Below are 18,755 nucleotides of genomic sequence, written 5' to 3' on the forward strand. Positions count from 1 at the left end.
TCCATCGGTCGTGCGGGTAGCCGATTCCCGCCGTCAGCGGAAGATGTCGGGCGGCGGCGCAGGGGAAGGTTTGGCGTCGGCGTCGGTCACCGCCGCCGCACCGCCCGCGAAGTCGATGAGCCCCCGACCGTGCTCCACCCGCCCGGGATGCGGATCACCGGCCACCCGACGGGTGAACTCGGGGATCGGCAGCGAAACCGCCGAAGCCAGCAGGACGACATTGCCGAAACGGCGACCCCGCAGTACCGCGGGGTCGGTGGCGAGCGCCAGCTTCGGGAAAACGGTCGCGGCAGTCGAGATCTGCGCCCTCAGATGCGCGAGGGGCGGCCCGTCGGCGAGGTTCGCGGCATAGTGCCCGGCGGGGTCAAGCACTCGACGGACCTCGGCGAGGAACTCCGTACTGGTGAGATGCGCCGGCGTACGGGCGCCATTGAACACATCGGCGATCACCAGATCCGCCCAGCCGTCCTGAATCCGGGCGAGCCCTGCTCGGGCATCCCCCGCCCGTACTCGGATCCGGGCGCCAGGGTCCAGGGGAAGCCGCTCGCGGACGAACTCCACCAACGGCGCATCGACTTCGATGACCTGCTGCGTGGACCGGGGGCGGGTCACCGCCACATAGCGGGCCAAGGTGAAGGCGCCGCCGCCGAGATGCACGACCTTGAGCGGGCGTCCCGGCGGAGCGATGAGATCCACGACATGGCCGAGACGGCGCTGGTACTCGAACGAGAGGTACTCCGGATCGTCGAGATCGATGTGCGACTGAGGAGCACCGTCGATCAGCAGCGACCAGGCCCGGGGCCGCTCGGGGTCGGGTACGAGCTCGACGATCCCGCCGTCCACCCGTGCGACGACCGGTTCACCGCCACCGCCGCGCCGCCGCTTGCTCTTGCTCACCCACCCATTATGGGCGGGTGAGCAGGGCCTTCGCCCATGGGGTGGGGTCGGGCGGTACACAGAGGGCTGGGGCGAGAGGTAGGGGCTTGGGTTCGGCCCAGGGCTGGGCGGTGTGTCGGGGGCAGGGGCGGGCGGTAGGGGGCTGGGCGGTAGGGGGGGCTGGGCGGCCCTTCCCCACCGAGGGCCGCCGCCCGGTCTCTGCTGGTCCTTCCCCGGGCCTGCTCGTCACAAGGGCTAGTAGCGGCTGTCGGCGGCCTCGATCAATCGGGCCGCCTCCCCCAGCGCCCTCCGCAGCAGCTCCGGATCGGTGACCTCGTCCACCTCACCCGGTGGCAGCAACCAGCGGGTGCCCCGGACCGGCGGCTCGGCCGGGACACGCAGCCCCTGGCCGAAGGTCTGCGTACAGGCGCTGCCCGGCAGATTCCAGGCGTCCGCCGTACCCGGGGGCACCAGAAATCCCAAGGTGTCGCAGGTGCCGTCGTGGAGGACCGGGCCGACCGCCCGCGCCGCGGCCCGGCGCAGGATGTCCACGGCTTCGAAGCCCTGCCGGGCAGGCACCGTCACCAGATCGCACGGTACGGCCGCCGTCCCCGACGACGACAAGGGGCAGCTGCCCACGGGAGCTCCGGTGGATCGAGGTGTCGGCGGGGCGGTGGCCGCCACGGCGGTGACGCAGGGCACCACCGCGGCCTGGGTGGTGGACGTCGTGGGCATTCGGGCGCCGTCACCGGCGTTGGTCTCCATGCCGACCTCCAACATGGGGATTCCCCTCCTCGCTCAGCTGAAGGACACGGACTGCGCCTCCAAGGAGTCCAACGCCCCTCCGCGTCAAGGGCTACGGCACCACACCGCCCAAACGATGGCAGTTCATGGCAGATCAGGGATGAGTTATCCCTTTTGTAGCCAAACTCAGCGTGGACCACTGGAGACAGCGGGTACGTTCTTGGCTCGCCGAGAGCACGGCCGCACGCAAGAGAGGGCTCGGCCATGGCGTCGTCACAGACCTCGGGGGCAGTTCCCAACTCCGTCTTCCGACGGCTGCGGGGGCAGTTCTCACCAGGGGAGTTCGCGGCGACCGTGCGCAAGGCCGCCCGGGAGATCAACGAACGGGTGTCCTGCGACGCGCGCTACATCGGGCGCGTCGAAGCGGGCGAGATCCGCTGCCCCAACTATGCGTACGAGCGGGTGTTCCTCCACATGTACCCCGGACTCACGCTGAAGGACCTGGGGTTCACCGAACGGGAACGAGTGCGCGGCGGCAGGCGGAGCAAGGAGCCCGCGGTCGAACAGGGGTGTCAAGCCCACCCGTTCGGCACGGAGATCGACAGTGAGACCGACAGCGACGGCGACGAGGAGAGCGACGTGTTGCGTCGCGCATTCATGACAGGCGGTTCGGCCACCGTGGCAGCCGCGTCCTTCGGGCTGGGCGCAGGGCTCGGACTCGGCGCACTACTCAGATCCGCGCACGACGGCCCATCCGGATCGGCACCACCGCCGCGCAGGATCGGGGAGCCCGAAGCCGAAGCCCTCGAAGAGGCCGTACGTCGCATTCGGCTGCTCGACGACCGGTACGGGGCGGAAGGGCTCTACCAGCGCGCCGCCCAGCCGCTGAAGGCCGCGTACGCCCTCCTCGACGCGGGCATCACCACCCGGCGCGCCACCGCCGACCGACTGCACTCGGGCGCCGGGGAACTCGCCCTCTCCGTGGGGTGGCTCGCCCATGACTCGAGCCGCTTCGACGACGCCCGATCCCACTACGCAGAGGCGCTGGCGACCGCTCGCGTCTCCAGCGACCGGGGGCTCGAAGCGCACGCCTTCTCCAACACCTCCTTCCTGGCGCGCGACGCCGGGCGCTACCGGGAGGCGGTCCGCTCGGCCCAAGCCGGGCAAGGAGCCGCCCGCGGACTGGGATCACCGCGCTTGCTCGCCCTGCTGACACTGCGCGAGGCGGGCGGCTGGGCGGGGCTGGGGGAGCGTTCCGAGTGCAGCAGGACCCTCGGGCAGGCCCGGGAGCACTTCGGACAGGAGGCCACGGAGAAAGACCCGGAATGGATGTCGTTCTTCGGCGAGCCGGAAGTGGAAGCGCTGGAGGGCCAGTGCTGGGCAGCACTGGGCGACTGGCAACGAGCCGCCAACCACGCCCGACGCGCATCCTCCCTCCAGGACCGGCGCTTCACCCGGAACCTGGCCTTGTACCGAGCGGAGTTGGCGGCCCACCTATCGCGAGCCGGCGCACCGGAGGAGGCGGCACAGGCGGGCCTACACGCACTGGAGCTGCTGGACGGGGTCCAGTCGACGCGCATCGCCGCGACGCTGACTGACACGGCGACGGCACTCAGGCCCTATCGGTCGAACGGGGAGGTGGGGGTGTTTTTGGGGAGGGTGATTCCGCCTTGGGGCGGCGGGCTGGGGGCTTGACTCTCTCCGGGTGGGGCCTGTGCCTGGGTTTCCGCCTTGGGTGGCGGGGGGTTCCGTCCTCAAACGCCGGACAGGCTGAGGTGGGGTGGGGCTGCGGGTTTTGACTCTCTCCGGGCGGAGCCCGTTCTGTGAGCCCAGCCCTGGGCGGTGGCGGGGTTCCGTCCTCAAGCGCCGGACGGGCTGGGGTGGGGCGGGGCTGCGGGTTTTGGCTCTCTCCGGGCGAAGCCCGTTCTGTGAGCCCAGCCCTGGGCGGTGGCGGGGTTCCGTCCTCAAGCGCCGGACGGGCTGAGGTGGGGCGGGGCTGCGGGTTTTGGCTCTCTCCGGGCGAAGCCCGTTCTGTGAGCCCAGCCCTGAACGGCGGAGGGTTCCGTCCTCAAACGCCGGACGGGCTGGGGTGGGGCGGGTGGAGCTTGTGTTGTGGGCTTGGCCTTGGGGTGCGGGGCTTTGGGTGGTCCGGCTGGGGTTTGGGTGGGGTGCGGGTGGTGGGGGTGCTTTCGGGCGTGACTCCTCAGCGCCGGCGGCCAGCGGCTGATCCGTTGGTGGCGGCTCTGAAGCCGCCGACGCTTCCGGGGACACCCCCTGCGCGCCCCCAGTGCCGCAACTGGCTCTGCCTGCCCCCGGCCCATCCACAAGTCGAGCTCAGGACGGGCGCTACCCAACACCGCGAACAGGTCTGCCCGGCCCTAGCTCGTCCATGAGTCGGGGAGTCGGGAAGTCGGGGAGTCGGGAAGTCGGGCTCAGGGCGGGTGCCCAGTGGCGCAACCAGCTCTGCTTGGCCCTGGTGCTGTTCACGGGTTGAGCTCAGGTTGGTGCCCAGGGGCGCGGCGGTTTGTGCTTGCGCCTGGCCCATCCATGGGGCGGGCTCAGGGGGCGCGCTAGCCAACACCGCAATCAGGTCTGCTTGCCCCTGGCTCGTCCATGAGTTCAGCCACGGATGGGGAGTCTTCGCCGGGCCGTGGTCAGACTTGGGTCCTGGGGTGGGGCCAGATGCGCGCCCTATACCTCGGCCAGCCCTGCTTGCCCCTGGCTCGTCTATGAGTTGCGCCTCGGATGGGGTCTTGGCTCGCCTATGGGGCCGAGTCCCGTGGGGGATGGCGAAGGAAGGGGCGAGTCCATCGGGCATGACAACAGGAACGCCTCCCGGCAAGGGCACCCATCTCACCTCGGCAGCTTCGTCCATAGCCCACGGCATCGACGCAGGCACAATGCGCGCGGCAGAGCGCCTAGTCCAACGTGCCATCGCACAGGGTCGAGATACCGACGGGTTCGTAGAGGTCGCCGAACTACTGAGCCATCGCTGAGGAATCCCTCCTATCGACATCACGAAGACGGGGCAGATTCCCCCAGACGTCGTGCTCGGTGCCGCGATAGCCATCGATGATGAGGGCTCGGGCCCATGATCAGCCGCCCGGATCAAATAGCCGCCCGCACCCAATCCGCAATGGGCCCCCTTTCCTTTCCCATTCCCCACGGGACTCTGCCCCATGGTCAACTGACGCACCGTCCTGAGCTCAACCCGCGAACAGGGCCAGGGGCAAGCAGACCTGTTTGCGGCACCGGGCCCGACTCGCGGATCGGCCCGCCCCCTTGGCCCCCGAACTCTCCTCCCCCGGGGCCAGAGCTTGATCCACGCCCCGGGGGAACACTCCCCACCGAGGCCCACCCCATGGACAGGGCCAGGGTCAAGCAGAGTCCGCCGCGCCACTGGGCACCCGTCCTGAGCCCGACTTCCCGACTCCCCGACTTCCCGACTCCCCGACTCATGGACGAGCTAGGGCCGGGCAGACCTGTTCGCGATGTTGGGTAGCGCGCACCCTGAGCTCAACCCGTGAATGGGGCCGGGGGCAGGCAGACCTGGTTGCGCCACTGAGCGCTCTGCGCCCCTGAGCTCGATCTATGGATGGGCTGGGCGCAGGTATGCCTGGTTGATGTTCTGGGGGCGCGCAGGGGGTGTCCCCGGAAGCGTCGGCGGCTTCAGAGCCGCCATGGACGGGCCAGCCGCTGGCCGCCGGCGCTGAGGAGTCACGCCCGAAAGCACCCCCACCACCCGCACCCCACCCAAACCCCAGCCGGACCACCCAAAGCCCCGCCCCCCAAGGCCAAGCCCACAACAAGGGCTCCCCCCGCCCCACCCAGCCCGTCCGGCGCTTGAGGACGGAACCCCGCCACCCCCCAGGGCTGAACTCACAGAACAGGCCCCACCCGGAAACAGTCAAGACCCGCAGCCCAGGCCAACCTCAGCCCGTCCGGCCCTTGAGGACGGAACCCTCCGCCCCCCAAGGCGGAAACCCAGGCACGGGTCCCACCCGGAGAGAGCCCCCCTACCCCCCCACCCCCACCCCCACCCTGTGCTCCGCCAATCGCGACAGCACCGCGTGGTTCGCCTCCCAGCCGTCCGGGAACTTCACCGTCACTCCCAACTGCACCGGCTCGGTGGAGGGGTGCTCGTCCAGGAGGTCCGCCACTCCTGCGCGGCAGACCACGATGCACGCGTGCCGGTGTCGTGAGGTCAGGACGCACAGGCGGCCGGTTTCCAGGTGGAAGGCGGTTGCGTCGGGGCGGCCGGAGAGCGGGTGGAGGATCACCGTCACATCGAACTCGCGGCCCTGGAGCCGGTTCGCGGTGTCCACGGTCACGTCCGTCACTCCCAGTTCGGCGAGGGCGGATCGCACTGCCGCGGCCTGGTCGCGGTGGGCCGTGCCCACCGCGACGCGGTCAGCGGTCACCGGGGTAGCGGGCGCCCCAGCCGTACTGGTGGCCGCGCCGCCTCGATCCAGCAGTCTGCGAACGACCCGCGCCACTGCGCGTACCGCTTCGGGGTCGGTGCGCGGGGTGTGCCGGGCCGGCAGTTCCAGCAGGCCCCATCCGGATTCGGCTGCTTCGTCGATCACCCGGTCGTGTGCCGAGCCGTCGCCGGCAACTCCGAAGGAGAGCCGCCGATCGGCCGGCCCCGTACCGCTGCGGAAGGGGGTGTACGGGTAGAACGCGCGGGACACGAGCGGGGCGGCGGACGCCGGGAGCCTCCAGGACACGGGCAGTCGGTGCTGGGGCAGTTCCGGGTTATGGGCGAGCAGTGTGGACACCGCGCTGGCTGAGGGGTCGTACGACAGTCCGGCCCACTGGTCGGCACCGACGATGGAGAAGGGGTCCAACTGGCCCGGGTCGCCGACGAAGAGGGCGCGTTCGAAGAGGCCGGCGACGGCGAGTAGGGCGTCGGAGCGCATCTGGTACGCCTCGTCCACGATGGCGTGCCGCCACGGTTCGACACCTTGGACGTGGGCCCACTTCGCCGCCGTGGAGATCACCACCTCCAGTCCGGCGAGGTCCGCGGCCTTCGCTGACTTGCGGACGTTCTCCAGGCTGTCGAGGGCCTTGTCATAGGGGTCGGGGTCATTGCTGTGGAGCCTGCCCACGGGAAGCTCCGGGTCCTTCTCGGCCAGCCGGAGGACCAGGTCGTCGACCTGGGCGTTGGTCTGGGCGATGACCATCAACGGCCTCCCCGCGGCTGCGAGTTCCCGGGCCGCCCGGACGACGAGTGTCGACTTCCCGGCCCCGGGCGGGGAGTCCACGACCACTCCGCGGTGGGTGCCGTTGAGCGTATCGTGCAGGATGGCGTCGGTTGCCTTGGTCGCTTCGGCCGCCGGGTCGAAGACGGTCACAGCAGGTCCTCCGGAGTGATGGGGTCGGGGGCTTCGGCATCGGTGCCGGGCGGGCCGCCGTGGGTCCAGGGCGTTTCCTCGGGGTCGGGCAGTTTGGGCCCGCCCCGCTGGTCGTGCTCGAACAGGGTCCAGGCGATCCATTCGCCCTTCTCGGGGACGGTGCCCGGAGCCGGGTCCTTTGCGCGGCCCATGCGGTCGGTGAGCCGGAGCACGAGGGAGCCGTCCGGTTCGTACCGTACGAACTCGGCCGACTGGGGTTTTCCCTCCAGCGACCGGTAGACCTTGGCGCGTTCGGCCAGATGGGGCCGGTCGTCCGTGCGCAGGGTGAGCAGGGGCCGGGGGGCGGGCCGCTTGGATTCGGACCAGGCCATCACCACTTCGGACACCTCGCCGACGAACGCCTCGCCCGCCAGTCTGCGCCCCGCCAGCACCAGCGGATCGTCCAGGGCTTCCTGGGCGTCGAGTTGGGCTTGGGCGCTTTCCCGGGCGGCGAGCTTGCGGGCGGCGGTGACCGCGTCGTCGCGGCGCGGTTGGGGTGGTTCCCCCGCCCTGACCCGATCGCGGTGAGCGGTGAACGACCAGCGGTCACGCGTCCAGCGGTCCTCCACCCGGGCTCCGGGCGGCAGTTCGCGCGCCAGGTCGACGGCGCGCCACACCGACTGCCAGGTCGGTTCCATCTGGCTGAGGAGTAGCTGACGGATCTGGCGCTCGGCCAGGGTCAGTTGAGCCATCCAGGAGTCCTGTTCGTCGCCGTCCTGGGCGGCGTGGAGGCGTTGGCGCACTCGGTCGTACGCCTCGACGGCGGGCGCGAGCAGTCGGTTGTCGAAGGCGGGGTCGGTGGCCGGTCCGGCCGGTGGGCACAGCAGTTGTCCGCGCTCGTCCCGCCCCGATTCGGCGCGTAGTGCTGCTTCGGCCCCGGAGGCGCCGTCGGGCGGGTCGATCCAGGCGAGGAGCGCACCGAGGTGCTGGTCCTCCAGCGAGGACTGCCCGGTGGCCCAGTGCCGGTTGAGGAGGTCGGTCGCCGCGAGGAGGAGTGAGGAGCCGGGCACCCTGGCGCGTTCGCCGTAGTGGGTGAGCCAGCGGCCGAGCAGGGGGACGTGCGGCGGTGCGGGGTAGGCGGCGTCGGGGTCCTGTTCCATGGTGCGGCGAAAGCGCATGGACCGTCCGAGGAGACGGACGAAGTCGATGCCGGCCCGTCCGGGGACGATCAGCTGGGGTGCGTCCGCGCACAGCTCGGCCTGTTCCTTGACGCGTTTGCCGGTCTCGGCGTCGGTGGCATTGCGCTCGATCAGTTCGACGTCGTCGCCGTACGTCTCCAGGTAGGGCAGTACCGCATCGGCGAGTTCGGCAAGGAAGGCGAACCGGAGCTCGCGGTCGCGGGGCTGTGCCACGGTCAGGAGTCGGGGCTCGTGGCGATCCGTGCCGATGAGTGCACCGAGGGGCGCCCCTGCCTCTCCCGCGGTGGTCAGGGGTACCAGCACCAGCGGGTGTGGGGACACATGCCGGTGGCGGACGGTCGCCAGGGGGCTGGCCCGGCCCGATTCGGCGGCCTCCAGTCGGGCCAGGGTGGTGATCAACGACATCCCGCGGCCTCCAGTGCAGACGCACGGAGGGCGGCGGCACGGCGCAGGGCGGCGACGGCGGGGTCGGCCGGGTCGCCGGCCTCTCCGCGGGCGGCGGCCAGTACGGCGCTGCCGGTGGCCAATCCGCCGAGTTCACCGCGCAGCGAGCGCCCAAGCGCGGTGACGGCTCCCTCCGCGCGGGCGGAGCCTCGACAGTGGAAGGCAAGTTCGCAGGCGGCGAGGCAGTCCGGGGCGTAGGCGGCGGGCACCGCGGCCACGGTCGCCGTCAGCTCCTCGGTGGGGCGCTCCAGGTCGAAGGTGGCCCCTGCGGGGAGGAGGGCGGTGATCTCTTCAATGCGGGTCAGTCGGGAGAGTTGTCGGCGGGTGACCGACAGTTGCTTGCGCACGTCGACGACGGATGCGGTCGGGAGGTTGGAGAAGTCCTTGGGGCAGACGAGCAGAACGTTCTGCGCCACCTGTGCGCCCTCGGTGCGGGCCGCGACCTTCTCCAGGGCGAGGACGTAGACGGCGGCCTGGCGGGCGGCGGCGCCGACCTTCGCCGCGTCGGCGGAGGCGTCGATCATCGGGAAGGACTTGATCTCGACGACGCTCCATCGGCCGTCGGGGTGGACGACGACGGCGTCCGGCTCCAGGTAGACGGGTGATCCGGCGACCTCCAGGACGAGCAGGGGGTGGTCCAGGAGTGTCCAGGTGGCGTCGGCGGTGGCCGCCCGCAGGGCGAGCGCGGTGCGGGCGGCTCTGCCTTCGGGGCCGGCCGCCGCCAGGTCGGGGACCTGGAATCCGGTTGGCTCGGCCACTCCCAGCAGCCGCATCAGTTCGGCGCCGCCGTCCGATTTCACCCTGGCTTCGAAGGCGTTGCCCCGCATGAACGCGAACTGTGACTGTCCGGATGCCATGGGCGAGTGCAGTGCGGTTGCGAGCGCGCCCTTGTCCACTCCGGCGCCGTCCAGCAGTGCCCGCCGCTTGCACCCGGGGTTGGCTGCGAGGGCGGCGAGGGCCCGGGCGTCCAGCGGGCGGGGGCGCACGGCGGGGCCGCGCAACTCAGCGAGCCGCTGCCGCAGTGCTGTCGTCGGCGTCGGCGGAGGGGTTCCGCTGTCCAGGGATTCGCTCACCCGGCGCAGTCTGGCATCCGGCACCGACAACGGGGGAGTTCACGGTGGTTGCGGCGGTGACCGGCTGTCGGGTGAAGCGCTGGCGCACCCGGTCGGCGAGCCGGATCGCGGGGCGGGTGAGCAGGGCGCCGATCCCCATCACGGCGGCGCCGGCGACGGCGTCGAGGAAGTAGTGGTTGGCGGTGCCCATCACCACGATGGTGGTGATCAGGGGGTACGCGACGGCGAGCGTCTTCATCAGCGGGGTCTTGCCGTGGCGCCATAGGAGCACTCCGCACCACAGGGCCCAGCCGACGTGGAGGCTCGGCATGGCGGCGTACTGGTTGGTGAGTCCGCCGAGTCCACGCGGTGCGCTCGCTTCGGCGCCCCACCAGCCGTACGAGCTGTACTGGGCCATCGTGTCGACGAATCCGTGGCTGGCGTCGAGGAGCCGCGGCGGGCAAGTGGGGACGAGGGTGAAGCCGACGAGTCCGAGGAGGGTGGAGAGCATCAGCCAGGTGCGGGCCGCCCGGTAGCGGGCGGGGCGGCGGCGGAAGAGCCAGATCAGGATGGCGGGGGTGACGAGGTAGTGCAGTGACGCGTAGATGAAGTCGGACGGTATGCCGATGGCCGGGACGTCGGTGAAGAGCCGGTTCAGCGGGGTCTCGGCGTCGAGGAAGAGTGCCTTCTCGGCCCGGAGTATCGCCAGACCGTGGTCGACGGCGGTGTTCACGTCCCCACGGGCCACGAGCCGTCCGGCCGAGTAGGCCACGTAGACGACGGCGAGCAGGAGCAATTCAGTCCACCAGCGTGGCCGGTGTCGAGACACGGCGTACGGCATCCGAGCGTTTCCCCCAATGGTGTGCAGTGGTCGACGGCCACCAGTCAACCGTACGGCGTAAGGGGTGGGGTTCCGTCAGTGGGCCCCGCCTGGGTCCCGACCCTAGGAGGACGCGCGGGCGCGCGTTGGGGTTGCGCCTTTGGGGAAGGCCGGAGCTGGCTTGAAGTCGCTGTGGAGGGTGCCCTGCGCAATGACCGGACCGGGCTGAGTGATGATGGGGGGCCATCCTCCGTGAACCTCAGGAGAGCCTCGACATGGCACCGCGCATCCTGCTCGTCCGGCACGGCCAGACCGAATGGTCCCTGCTCGGCAGGCATACCGGCAGGACCGACATTCCCCTCATCGAAGAGGGCAAGCGAGGGGCGACCCTGCTCGGCGACCGGCTGGGGCGCTCTCCCTGGTCGGGATTGCCGGACGTGGAGGTCCGCACAAGTCCGCTGTCGCGTGCCGCGGAGACCTGTGAGCTGGCCGGTTTTGGAGAGCGTGCGACCGAGTGGGACGCGCTGATGGAGTGGGACTACGGGCAGTACGAGGGGATGACCCCCGCCCAGATCAAGGAGGTCGCCGGGCCGGACTGGCTGATCTGGCGCAACGGCGTGCCTGCGGGCGAGACGCTGGCCGAGGTGGGTGCCCGGGCTGACGAGGTCATCGACTGGGCCAAGTCGGCGGACCGGGACGTACTGGTGTTCGCACACGGGCACATCCTTCGGGTGCTGGTGGCCCGGTGGCTCTCGCTGGAGCCCTCGTTCGCAGCGCACGTGAAGCTGGACCCGGCGTCGCTGTCGGTCCTGGGGTGGGCTTACGGGGAGCCGGCCCTGAACCACTGGAACGACGTGTCCCACCTGGAGTCCTGACGCCTGTCCGCCCGGGTGACGGTTGGCGGGGCCGCCGACTGCCCGGTGTAGGCCCGACCACGATGTGCGAGACAAGGGCTCCGGGCCGAAACGCGTACCTCGCGCGCCCTTGCGGGCGTCTGGACAATGGGGGGCGGTCCACAGTGTGCCGGGAGGGTCCCGGGTGAGGAGGGAGCAGCAGATGCCGGAAGCGGAGTCTCATCAGCGTGCGCGCAAGCCGCGGCCCGCGCCGTTGTTGTTCGAGCCGTCGGAGGCTGCCGCCGACCCCGAGCACTTCTTCGATCTGGAATCGATCGAGGACCCCCGGGAGCTGCTCTCCCGCTCCACCGAGTTGGCTCTCGCCTTTCGTGCCGCAGCGGATCGCGCCGTCGAGTTCCAGGCCCTCGGCGCAGCTCAGCTGGCCGATCCGCGCCGGTTCGATCGGTTGACCGCGGAGGAGATCGCCGATCGTGCGGGCTGGACCGCGGACTATGCGCGCAAGATGATCGAATTCGGGCAGGGACTACTGCGGGATGGTTCGCAGCAGTAGTTCTCGTGTGGTCCTGGCGGGGGTTCTCGTAGTCCTGGCGGGCCCGTCCGGCATATGCCCGGGCGAAAGATACGCCCTCCGGCGTGACTCTGTCTCCATTTTCAGCAACCCTTCGGAAGCGGATCGTCACCCCCGGTAGACATGGAGTCATGTGCGCATCGCTTCCCGAGACCCAGAACCCCTCCGCCGCTTCGACCAGTCCGATCGGCGAGTACCGACCCGACCCCTTACCCGTCCCGATGGACGACCCCGCCGGCAGCATCGACCCCGGTGCGGGCTGGCTCGCCTCTGCGGGGCCCGATCCACGTGACACGCTCGATCTGTGGGAGACGCGCCCGGCTGCGCCGGCCGTGCTGCCGTGCGGCGGGGTGTTCGACGTCGTCAACGTTCCCGCCGTCTTCGGGCGCCGGATGCTCGCCCGGCTGTGCGAGGAGGGGCCGGGTTCCGGGCCGGTGGCCATGCATCGCGGGCGGGCGTTGATCTTCGCCGCGCCCGGCACGGCCGCCCGGCTGCCGGCGCTGCTGGGCTGGGAGGAATGGGGTGATCGGGTGCCGCCACTGTTCTGCCACGGCCCGGGGGACGCGGTGACGGTTCCGCCGCCGGCGCCGAGCGTCCGAGCGGCCTGTGGATCGCGCTGGCTGATCGCCCCGAACAGCCGGCATCCCTGGCTGCCCGGCCCCGAGGTGGTGCTGTGGGCCTGTGTGCGGGCGGCTCGCACGGCGGCCACGAACGGCGGGCGGATGTCGATTTTTCCCCATCCCGATCAGGGTGCTAAGGTCTACGACGTCAGCAGGCGCCGCTAGCTCAGTTGGTTAGAGCAGCTGACTCTTAATCAGCGGGTCCGGGGTTCGAGTCCCTGGCGGCGCACAGACACGAAAAGCCTCTCGCGATCGCGAGGGGCTTTTCTCTTGCGTCCTCTGCGGGGTCTGTGTCCTCTGCGGGGGCCGTGTCCACCGCCGGGGCCCGTTTCCGCCGCGGAAAGGACCGTGACCGCTCCCGGCTACCCCGTGGTGATCTTGACGGTCCAGGCTCCGGACTCCGAGCGGTCCGCCACCTCCACCCGTGTGCGCTCTCCCGGCACGGTGAAGGTCTCCCCCACACCCAGCGGCGCATCGGCCAGTTCCGGGTAGACGGACCGGTCCCAGCACGCCTCGCTGTTCGGGTGGGTGTCCACGACCTCGATGGGTCCACCCCCGGAGACCGTGTCCGCCCGGACTCGGTAGAGCAGCACCCCTTCGGTGCACAAGGTCCGGTCGTTGCCCACGGCACCCCGGGCCTCGATGGCCAGGGCGGTGTCCGGTCCGGTTCGCACCACCGCCAGCCGGGTGCCAAGGCTTCCGCCGGGGGCGGGTGCTGCGATCGGCTCCAGGGTGATCAGTTCGGGGCGGGTGATGCAGCGCACGGCGCGTCCCGGTAGCCACCCGAGCTTCCACTTGTGCCAGCCGAAGAGGTCGGGGGCCATGCCGAACTGGCTGCCCATGACGTCCCAGTCCCCCACGTGGGTGTCCCAGTCGCCCTTGCCGTCGGTGGGGCGGTGGTAGAGGTCGGGCAGGTCGAAGACGTGTCCCGTCTCATGGGCGAGCACATTGCGGTCGGGCGGGTGCCGCTCGAAGACGGTGACGACGCGTCTGATCCGGCTGTCGTCGGCACGCAGCGGCCGGTCGAGGTTGACGACCTTGGTGGCGTCGGAGTCGACCCCCGGCGCCTCGGGGTCGGCCACCAGATAGACGACGTCGTAGCGGGAGAAGTCGACCGTGGGGTCCGCTGCCGCAAGGGCGTCCCGTAGATAGGTGTTTCGTTTGTCGGGCTCCCAGTCCCGGCTCACTCCGTAGGCGGTCGACGGCTTGGGCATCCGTACCCAGGTGCGCTGGGGTTCGGTGCGGAGCGAGAACTGCCCGTAGGACGCGCGCTTGAAGAAGTCGCCGGTGGTGGGGAAGTGGTCGGCGGCGAGTTCGGACGGTGCGTACTGGGGTGAGGCGTCGGGGAAGGAGAGGAAGACCATCACCGCATCGAGGACGCCGGTCGGCCGGGGGTAGGCGGAGTTCCAGGTGTCGAGGCCCAGCGAGTGGTGGGCGCCCGTGCGCGGCAGCGCGCAGGAGGCGGACGAGGTCTTGGCGACGGCGGGGCCGGCGACCAGGGAGGTGGCGGCGAGCGCCATCAGGGAGGTGAGGGCCGCTGCCGCGCTGCGCAGCCGGCCGCGTTCTCCTCCCTCGCCGCCGCGGGGCCGGCCGGCGCCAGTGCCACCGGAGCCGCCTCCCGGGCCGCCTCCCGTATCGCCGGGTCCGCCCTGGTCGAGAGAACCGCCCCCGGGCACCCCCTGGGCCGCGCCGCCGTCGAAGGCTCCGGCCTGGTCTCCGGGGTCGAAGCGCTCGACGTCCCCGCCCGGCCGGCCGCATCTGCTCCCCGACAGGGTCCCGAACCGGGTGTCGGCGAGCCGTCGGAAGCGTCCGCCGTAGAGGGCCCCACCCTTCGCCACGCCACGCGGACGGTCGCCTTCCACTCCCCCGGGTGTTCCCGCGGGTGACTGCTGACCCTCCACGTAGACCTCCGACCACGGAAATGGGAGACACCTCAACCACCTTGGCGGTGTTTGCCGGCGTACGCCCTGTTCCGCTGCCCCACTCGGGTGACCAGCCCGGTACGGGGTCGGCCGTGGTTCGCCACGGTCTGGAGGAGGGCTGGAGACGGTCAAGCTACGCGTAGCGGGGTTCACCGCAATGAGAGATCACGGAACGTCACATTTGATCAGCTATGGATCAGGCCCCGTACAGAGCCGTGCAGAAACGATCGGGCGCGCACTCTGAAGGGTGCTCGACCCCGTGGGGGAGCTGGAATGGCCCTGGGGGCAGCCCCTATGATCGGCAGACTTTCTCGATCTCTTTTCCCAAGCCTGAGCGCCATTTCGACCTTCATCGACCTGTTGGTCGGTCTTCCCGACCACATCTGTACGCCCCTGGACAACACAACTGCACTGCGGGAGTGAGCGGTGAGCGGAACCTCCGAAGGAACAGGGCGAAAGGGAGCTGCGGCCCCCGACCAAACGGAGCAGAAGATCACGGAGGGTCACGTATTCTCCCCCTCCGCGCCGCCCCTCGCCGAACTGCGCGAGTACCAGGCCGTGTTCGAGACGGCACCGCTCGCCATGGCCCTCGTCGACCGCGGCGGACTGATCCTCTGCGCCAATCCCGCCCTCGCCGCACTCTTCGGCACCGCGGCCGGCGTGCTGATCGGGCGGGCCGCGGACGACCTCGTCAAGCTCTCGGCCGACCGCCGCATCCGACACGCCTACCGCGAGGTCCTGCACGGCCGGCGCTCCCGCTTCCGCTGCACACGACGGCTCAAGCACCCCGATGGGGGCACGCTGTGGGCGGAGATCACCCTTGCGCCGGTCGAGGGGAGCCGTCGACTGCTGTTGTCGGTCGCGGACATCAGTGACCGCCGCGAACTACGGGCCCGGCTGCGGCACCTCCAGATGCACGACGCGGTGACCCGGCTGCCCAACCGGACGCTGTTCTTCGAGCGGTTGACGGCCGCGCTCGACTCATCGGCGTACGACGACGGCTGCACGGGCCGCATCGGACTGTGCTATCTCGACCTGGACGGCTTCAAGGCGGTCAACGACACGCTGGGGCACCGGGTCGGGGACCGACTGCTCGCAGCGGTTGCCGGCCGGCTCACCGAATGCGTGGAGAACGACGGCTACACCCACGGCGGGGGCCATCTGGTGGCCCGGCTCGGGGGCGACGAGTTCGCCGTACTGGTCGAGGACTCACTCGGTACGGAGCAGTTGGGCGAGCTCGCCCAGTCGGTGCTGCTCGCCCTTCAGCAGCCCTTCGACCTCGATGGCCAGCGGTTGTCGGTGTCGGCTTCGATCGGGGTGGTGGAGCGGTCCGTCACCGGGACCACGGCCACCGGTCTGATGCAGGCCGCGGACACCACCCTCTACTGGGCGAAGGCCGACGGGAAGGCCCGTTGGACCCTCTTCGACCCCGAACGCAACGCCCATCAGGTGACCAGGCAGGCCCTGTCGTCCACGCTGCGACCCGCGGTGGAGCGGGGCGAATTCACCTTGGAGTACCAACCCCTGGTGGGGCTCTCGGACGGTGTCACCCGAGGGGTGGAGGCGCTGGTTCGTTGGAACCACCCTCAATTCGGGATGCTGGCGCCGAATCGGTTCATCGGCATCGCGGAGGAGGACGGCTCCATCGTGCAGTTGGGGCGCTGGGTCCTGCGTACCGCCTGTCGTCAGGCACGGCAGTGGCAGTGCGACCACCCGGAGGCCGATCCGCTGTTCGTGAGCGTCAACGTCGCCGTACGCCAGGTCTGGGACTCGGACCTGGTGGCCGATGTCGCGGAGATCCTGGCCGAGACCGGGCTGGCGCCGGAGCTGTTGCAGTTGGAGTTGACGGAGTCCGCGGTGATGGGTTCCGCCGGTCGCCCACTCCAGGCCCTCCAGGCGTTGAGCGACATGGGCGTGCAGATCGCCATCGACGACTTCGGCACCGGGTACTCGAACCTCGCCTACCTCAGCCGGTTGCCGGTGTCGGCGCTCAAGCTGGACGGGGCGTTCGTCCGGGGCTTCCAGGACGAGGCCCATCCCAATCCGGCGGACGAGATGATCGTGGAGGCGCTCGCCCAACTAGCGCACCGGCTGGGGCTGACGGTCACTGCGGAGTGTGTGGAGACCTCGGGCCAGGCGTCCCGGCTCCGCAAGATCGGCTGTGATCTCGGCCAGGGCTGGTTGTACTCACGGGCGGTGTCGGCGGACCGCATCGGGCAGATGCTCGGCGCCGATCCGCTCTCCGCCTGACCCCGTCCGGCGCGGCCCGCCAGAGCAGGGGGAACGGTGCAGCAGTAGGAGCGGTCAATGGAAACCGCCCCCGGCCGGAGGCGAACCTCCGGGCGGGGGCGGTGTTGTGGGGGGACTCAGAGCGGTCCGGTGTCGGATCTGAGGTGTGGGGGGACAGATCCGATGTTCCTCGGCTCTTCAGCCCTGTTCAGTTGTTGAGCGGTTGGTTCAACGGTCCCGTGCGAGCCGTGGGACGCATTCAGTGGGTTCAGCAGGCGCCCTGATCGCGCCAGACGCCCCACTCACCGGTGGTGCCGGGCTCTTCGCCCTGGTTCCACCAACCGGCCTTCCAGGTCCGGCCCTTGTGCGAGACGAGCGTGCCGGCGTTGTACGTGCTGCCCGCGCTCCACGCGGCGACCGAGCAGGTACCTCCCGGCAGCGACGGGGACGGGGTGCCCGGCGAGGGGCTGTTCGTCACCGGGGCCGAGGGGGACGGGGTGCCGGGGTTGGGGCTGTGGGGGGTTGCCCCGACCGCGGCGACGATGTCGTTCAGGAGCGTGGTGTTCGTGTCGAGACCGAGGAGCGAGTAGAGCATCGAGCCACCGAGGCCGCGGCTGCGGCCGTAGTCGGCACGGGCCTGGATGGTCCGCTTGTCGAGACCGGTGAAGAACTCGCCGTCCTTGTAGAAGTACGCGGACTGCGCCTCGGCGTCCCAGAAGGTCGTCGCCGGGTTGTCGACGATGCCGGCCAGTTCCTTGTACTGCGCGATGCCCGCCTGCTGGCTCAGCGGACGAGGAGCGCTACCACCGGTCGCGGTCTGGCCGAGGCCGTTCTTGGTACCGGCGGGAACACCCTTCCAGCCGCGGTAGTACAGCTCGTACCCGAGGGTGAGCTTGTTGGCCGGGAAGCCACCCGCGATGCCGTACGCCGGGTTGCCGTCGAGCCAGGCGTCGACCGTGTTCTTGATCGAGTACTTCTGGGTGCCCGGCGCGATCGGGTCGGTCGGGTCGGACGCCGGCGAGGTCAGCGGCGACTGGTGGTACGTCGGGCCGTTGCCCGCCCAGGAGCCGTGCATGTCGTACGTCATGATGTTCGCGTAGTCGAGGTACGCGCCCACCTTGTCCGTCTCGATGTGCTTGATCTTGTCCTGGCCGGCCGGCATGGCGGCGGTCAGCAGGTACTTCTTGCCGCCGTTCGCCGCGCCGTGTGCGTCCAGCTGCTTGCGGAACTCGGCGAGCAGCAGGGTGAAGTTGGCCTTGTCCTCGGGTCCGTAGTTGTTGCCGAGGTGGCCGGTGTTCGTCCCGGGGTACTCCCAGTCGATGTCGATGCCGTCGAAGATCCCGGCCGCGGTGCCCGGGCCTCCGAAGCCTTCGGAGACCGGCAGGTCGCCCTTGATGTACTGGTTGATGCAGGACGTCACGAGCTTCTTGCGGCTGGCGTCGGTCTTGGCCGCGTCGTGGAAGTACTTGGAGTACGTCCAGCCGCCGAGTGAGATGTTGAGCTTGAGGTGCGGGTACTTCGCCTTCAGTTCCTTGAACTGGTTGAAGGCACCTGCGATGGGCTGGTCCCAACGGTCGGCGACACCGTCGACGCTGTCGGCCGCGCCGAAGGTCTTGGTGTAGTCCGCGAAGGAGTCGCCCGCGCCGTCACCGGCGTTGGGGTTGTTGTCGTCGCCCGCCGCCTTGTTCGCCATGAAGCACGTGTGGTCGGTGGGGTGGATGTTGCCGAACGAGTAGTTGATGATGTCCAACTTGCTCGCAATACCCCGGGTGTCCAGGTGCTTGGGGAAGAAGGCGTTGCCGTACACGCTCCACTGGTCGTAGTACGCGATCTTGACTCCACCGGTGGGGGCGGCGGAGGCAGGAGCGGTCGCGTTGGCCGTGCCGTTAACGGCAAAGCCCGCCGCGACGCCTGCGGCAACCGCCGCAGTCGTCAAGGCCGCGATCAAGGGTTTACGGGAGAGCACGAACAGCCTCCGGTAGTGGGGGGATCGATCGATGGTGCTGGCAAAGAGATAGCGATTCAGCCATGCCCGCGTCAATGGTCTCGACCAAACGAGGACTAGACCAATCTCAACGAAAAACCGCTCGTCAG

General features: G+C 70.1%; 14 protein-coding genes and 1 tRNA gene. 7 read left to right on the plus strand and 8 right to left on the minus strand.

Annotated elements, in window-relative coordinates:
- Window positions 1-33: 33 nt before the first annotated feature.
- Both OID54_RS14560 and OID54_RS14565 read right to left on the minus strand, forming a co-directional pair.
- A complete protein-coding gene (locus OID54_RS14560) occupies window positions 34-897 on the minus strand; it encodes a spermidine synthase (protein WP_329019381.1) in 864 nt (287 codons plus the stop codon).
- Between the two features lie 234 nt (window positions 898-1,131).
- Complete coding sequence (locus OID54_RS14565; protein ID WP_329019384.1) at window positions 1,132-1,656, minus strand: hypothetical protein; 525 nt, start codon at window positions 1,654-1,656, stop codon at window positions 1,132-1,134.
- 228 nt (window positions 1,657-1,884) lie between these two features.
- Between OID54_RS14565 and OID54_RS14570 the strand changes: the two genes are divergently transcribed.
- Together OID54_RS14570 and OID54_RS14575 are read left to right on the plus strand one after the other, a co-directional pair.
- Entirely contained in the window at window positions 1,885-3,315 is a 1,431-nt protein-coding gene (locus OID54_RS14570; protein WP_329019387.1) for a tetratricopeptide repeat protein, read from the plus strand.
- Between the two features lie 1,121 nt (window positions 3,316-4,436).
- The gene (locus OID54_RS14575) at window positions 4,437-4,616 is read left to right on the plus strand and encodes an imine reductase family protein (RefSeq protein WP_329019389.1); all 180 of its coding nucleotides are present in this window, start codon (window positions 4,437-4,439) and stop codon (window positions 4,614-4,616) included.
- Between the two features lie 1,020 nt (window positions 4,617-5,636).
- Here OID54_RS14575 and OID54_RS14580 read toward each other — a convergent pair.
- From OID54_RS14580 to OID54_RS14595, 4 genes are read right to left on the minus strand one after another with little or no spacing between them, the layout of a single operon-like run.
- Window positions 5,637-6,974 (minus strand): AAA domain-containing protein, encoded by a 1,338-nt coding sequence (locus tag OID54_RS14580; protein WP_329019391.1) that lies wholly within the window; start codon window positions 6,972-6,974, stop codon window positions 5,637-5,639.
- Complete coding sequence (locus OID54_RS14585; RefSeq protein WP_329019394.1) at window positions 6,971-8,557, minus strand: hypothetical protein; 1,587 nt, start codon at window positions 8,555-8,557, stop codon at window positions 6,971-6,973. The genes OID54_RS14580 and OID54_RS14585 overlap by 4 nt, the downstream gene beginning before the upstream one ends.
- Entirely contained in the window at window positions 8,548-9,669 is a 1,122-nt protein-coding gene (locus OID54_RS14590; RefSeq protein ID WP_329019398.1) for a hypothetical protein, read from the minus strand. The genes OID54_RS14585 and OID54_RS14590 overlap by 10 nt, the downstream gene beginning before the upstream one ends.
- Complete coding sequence (locus OID54_RS14595) at window positions 9,599-10,489, minus strand: phosphatase PAP2 family protein (protein WP_329019400.1); 891 nt, start codon at window positions 10,487-10,489, stop codon at window positions 9,599-9,601. Before OID54_RS14595 ends, OID54_RS14590 begins: the two co-directional genes overlap by 71 nt.
- Window positions 10,490-10,743: 254 nt before the next feature.
- On the opposite strand from OID54_RS14595, the gene OID54_RS14600 reads away from it, so the two are divergent.
- The 4 genes from OID54_RS14600 (at window position 10,744) to OID54_RS14615 (ending at window position 12,739) form a co-directional block, all read left to right on the plus strand.
- A complete protein-coding gene (locus tag OID54_RS14600) occupies window positions 10,744-11,343 on the plus strand; it encodes a histidine phosphatase family protein (protein ID WP_329019403.1) in 600 nt (199 codons plus the stop codon).
- Window positions 11,344-11,524: 181 nt separating this feature from the next.
- On the plus strand, window positions 11,525-11,872 hold the full coding sequence (locus OID54_RS14605) for a hypothetical protein (protein ID WP_329019406.1): 348 nt from the start codon (window positions 11,525-11,527) through the stop codon (window positions 11,870-11,872).
- Between the two features lie 239 nt (window positions 11,873-12,111).
- Complete coding sequence (locus OID54_RS14610) at window positions 12,112-12,675, plus strand: bifunctional DNA primase/polymerase (RefSeq protein ID WP_443055776.1); 564 nt, start codon at window positions 12,112-12,114, stop codon at window positions 12,673-12,675.
- Window positions 12,666-12,739: transfer RNA gene (locus OID54_RS14615), tRNA-Lys, on the plus strand. Before OID54_RS14610 ends, OID54_RS14615 begins: the two co-directional genes overlap by 10 nt.
- 133 nt (window positions 12,740-12,872) lie before the next feature.
- Here OID54_RS14615 and OID54_RS14620 read toward each other — a convergent pair.
- The gene (locus tag OID54_RS14620; protein ID WP_329027510.1) at window positions 12,873-14,063 is read right to left on the minus strand and encodes a M6 family metalloprotease domain-containing protein; all 1,191 of its coding nucleotides are present in this window, start codon (window positions 14,061-14,063) and stop codon (window positions 12,873-12,875) included.
- 795 nt (window positions 14,064-14,858) lie between these two features.
- Here OID54_RS14620 and OID54_RS14625 point away from each other — a divergent pair.
- Window positions 14,859-16,682, plus strand: a complete 1,824-nt coding sequence (locus OID54_RS14625) for a putative bifunctional diguanylate cyclase/phosphodiesterase (protein ID WP_443055587.1) — start codon at window positions 14,859-14,861, stop codon at window positions 16,680-16,682.
- Between the two features lie 247 nt (window positions 16,683-16,929).
- On the opposite strand, the gene OID54_RS14630 is transcribed toward OID54_RS14625, so the two are convergent.
- A complete protein-coding gene (locus tag OID54_RS14630) occupies window positions 16,930-18,627 on the minus strand; it encodes a glycosyl hydrolase family 18 protein (protein ID WP_329019413.1) in 1,698 nt (565 codons plus the stop codon).
- Window positions 18,628-18,755 lie beyond the last annotated feature (128 nt).

Source organism: Streptomyces sp. NBC_00690, assembly GCF_036226685.1.
GTDB lineage: Bacteria > Actinomycetota > Actinomycetes > Streptomycetales > Streptomycetaceae > Streptomyces.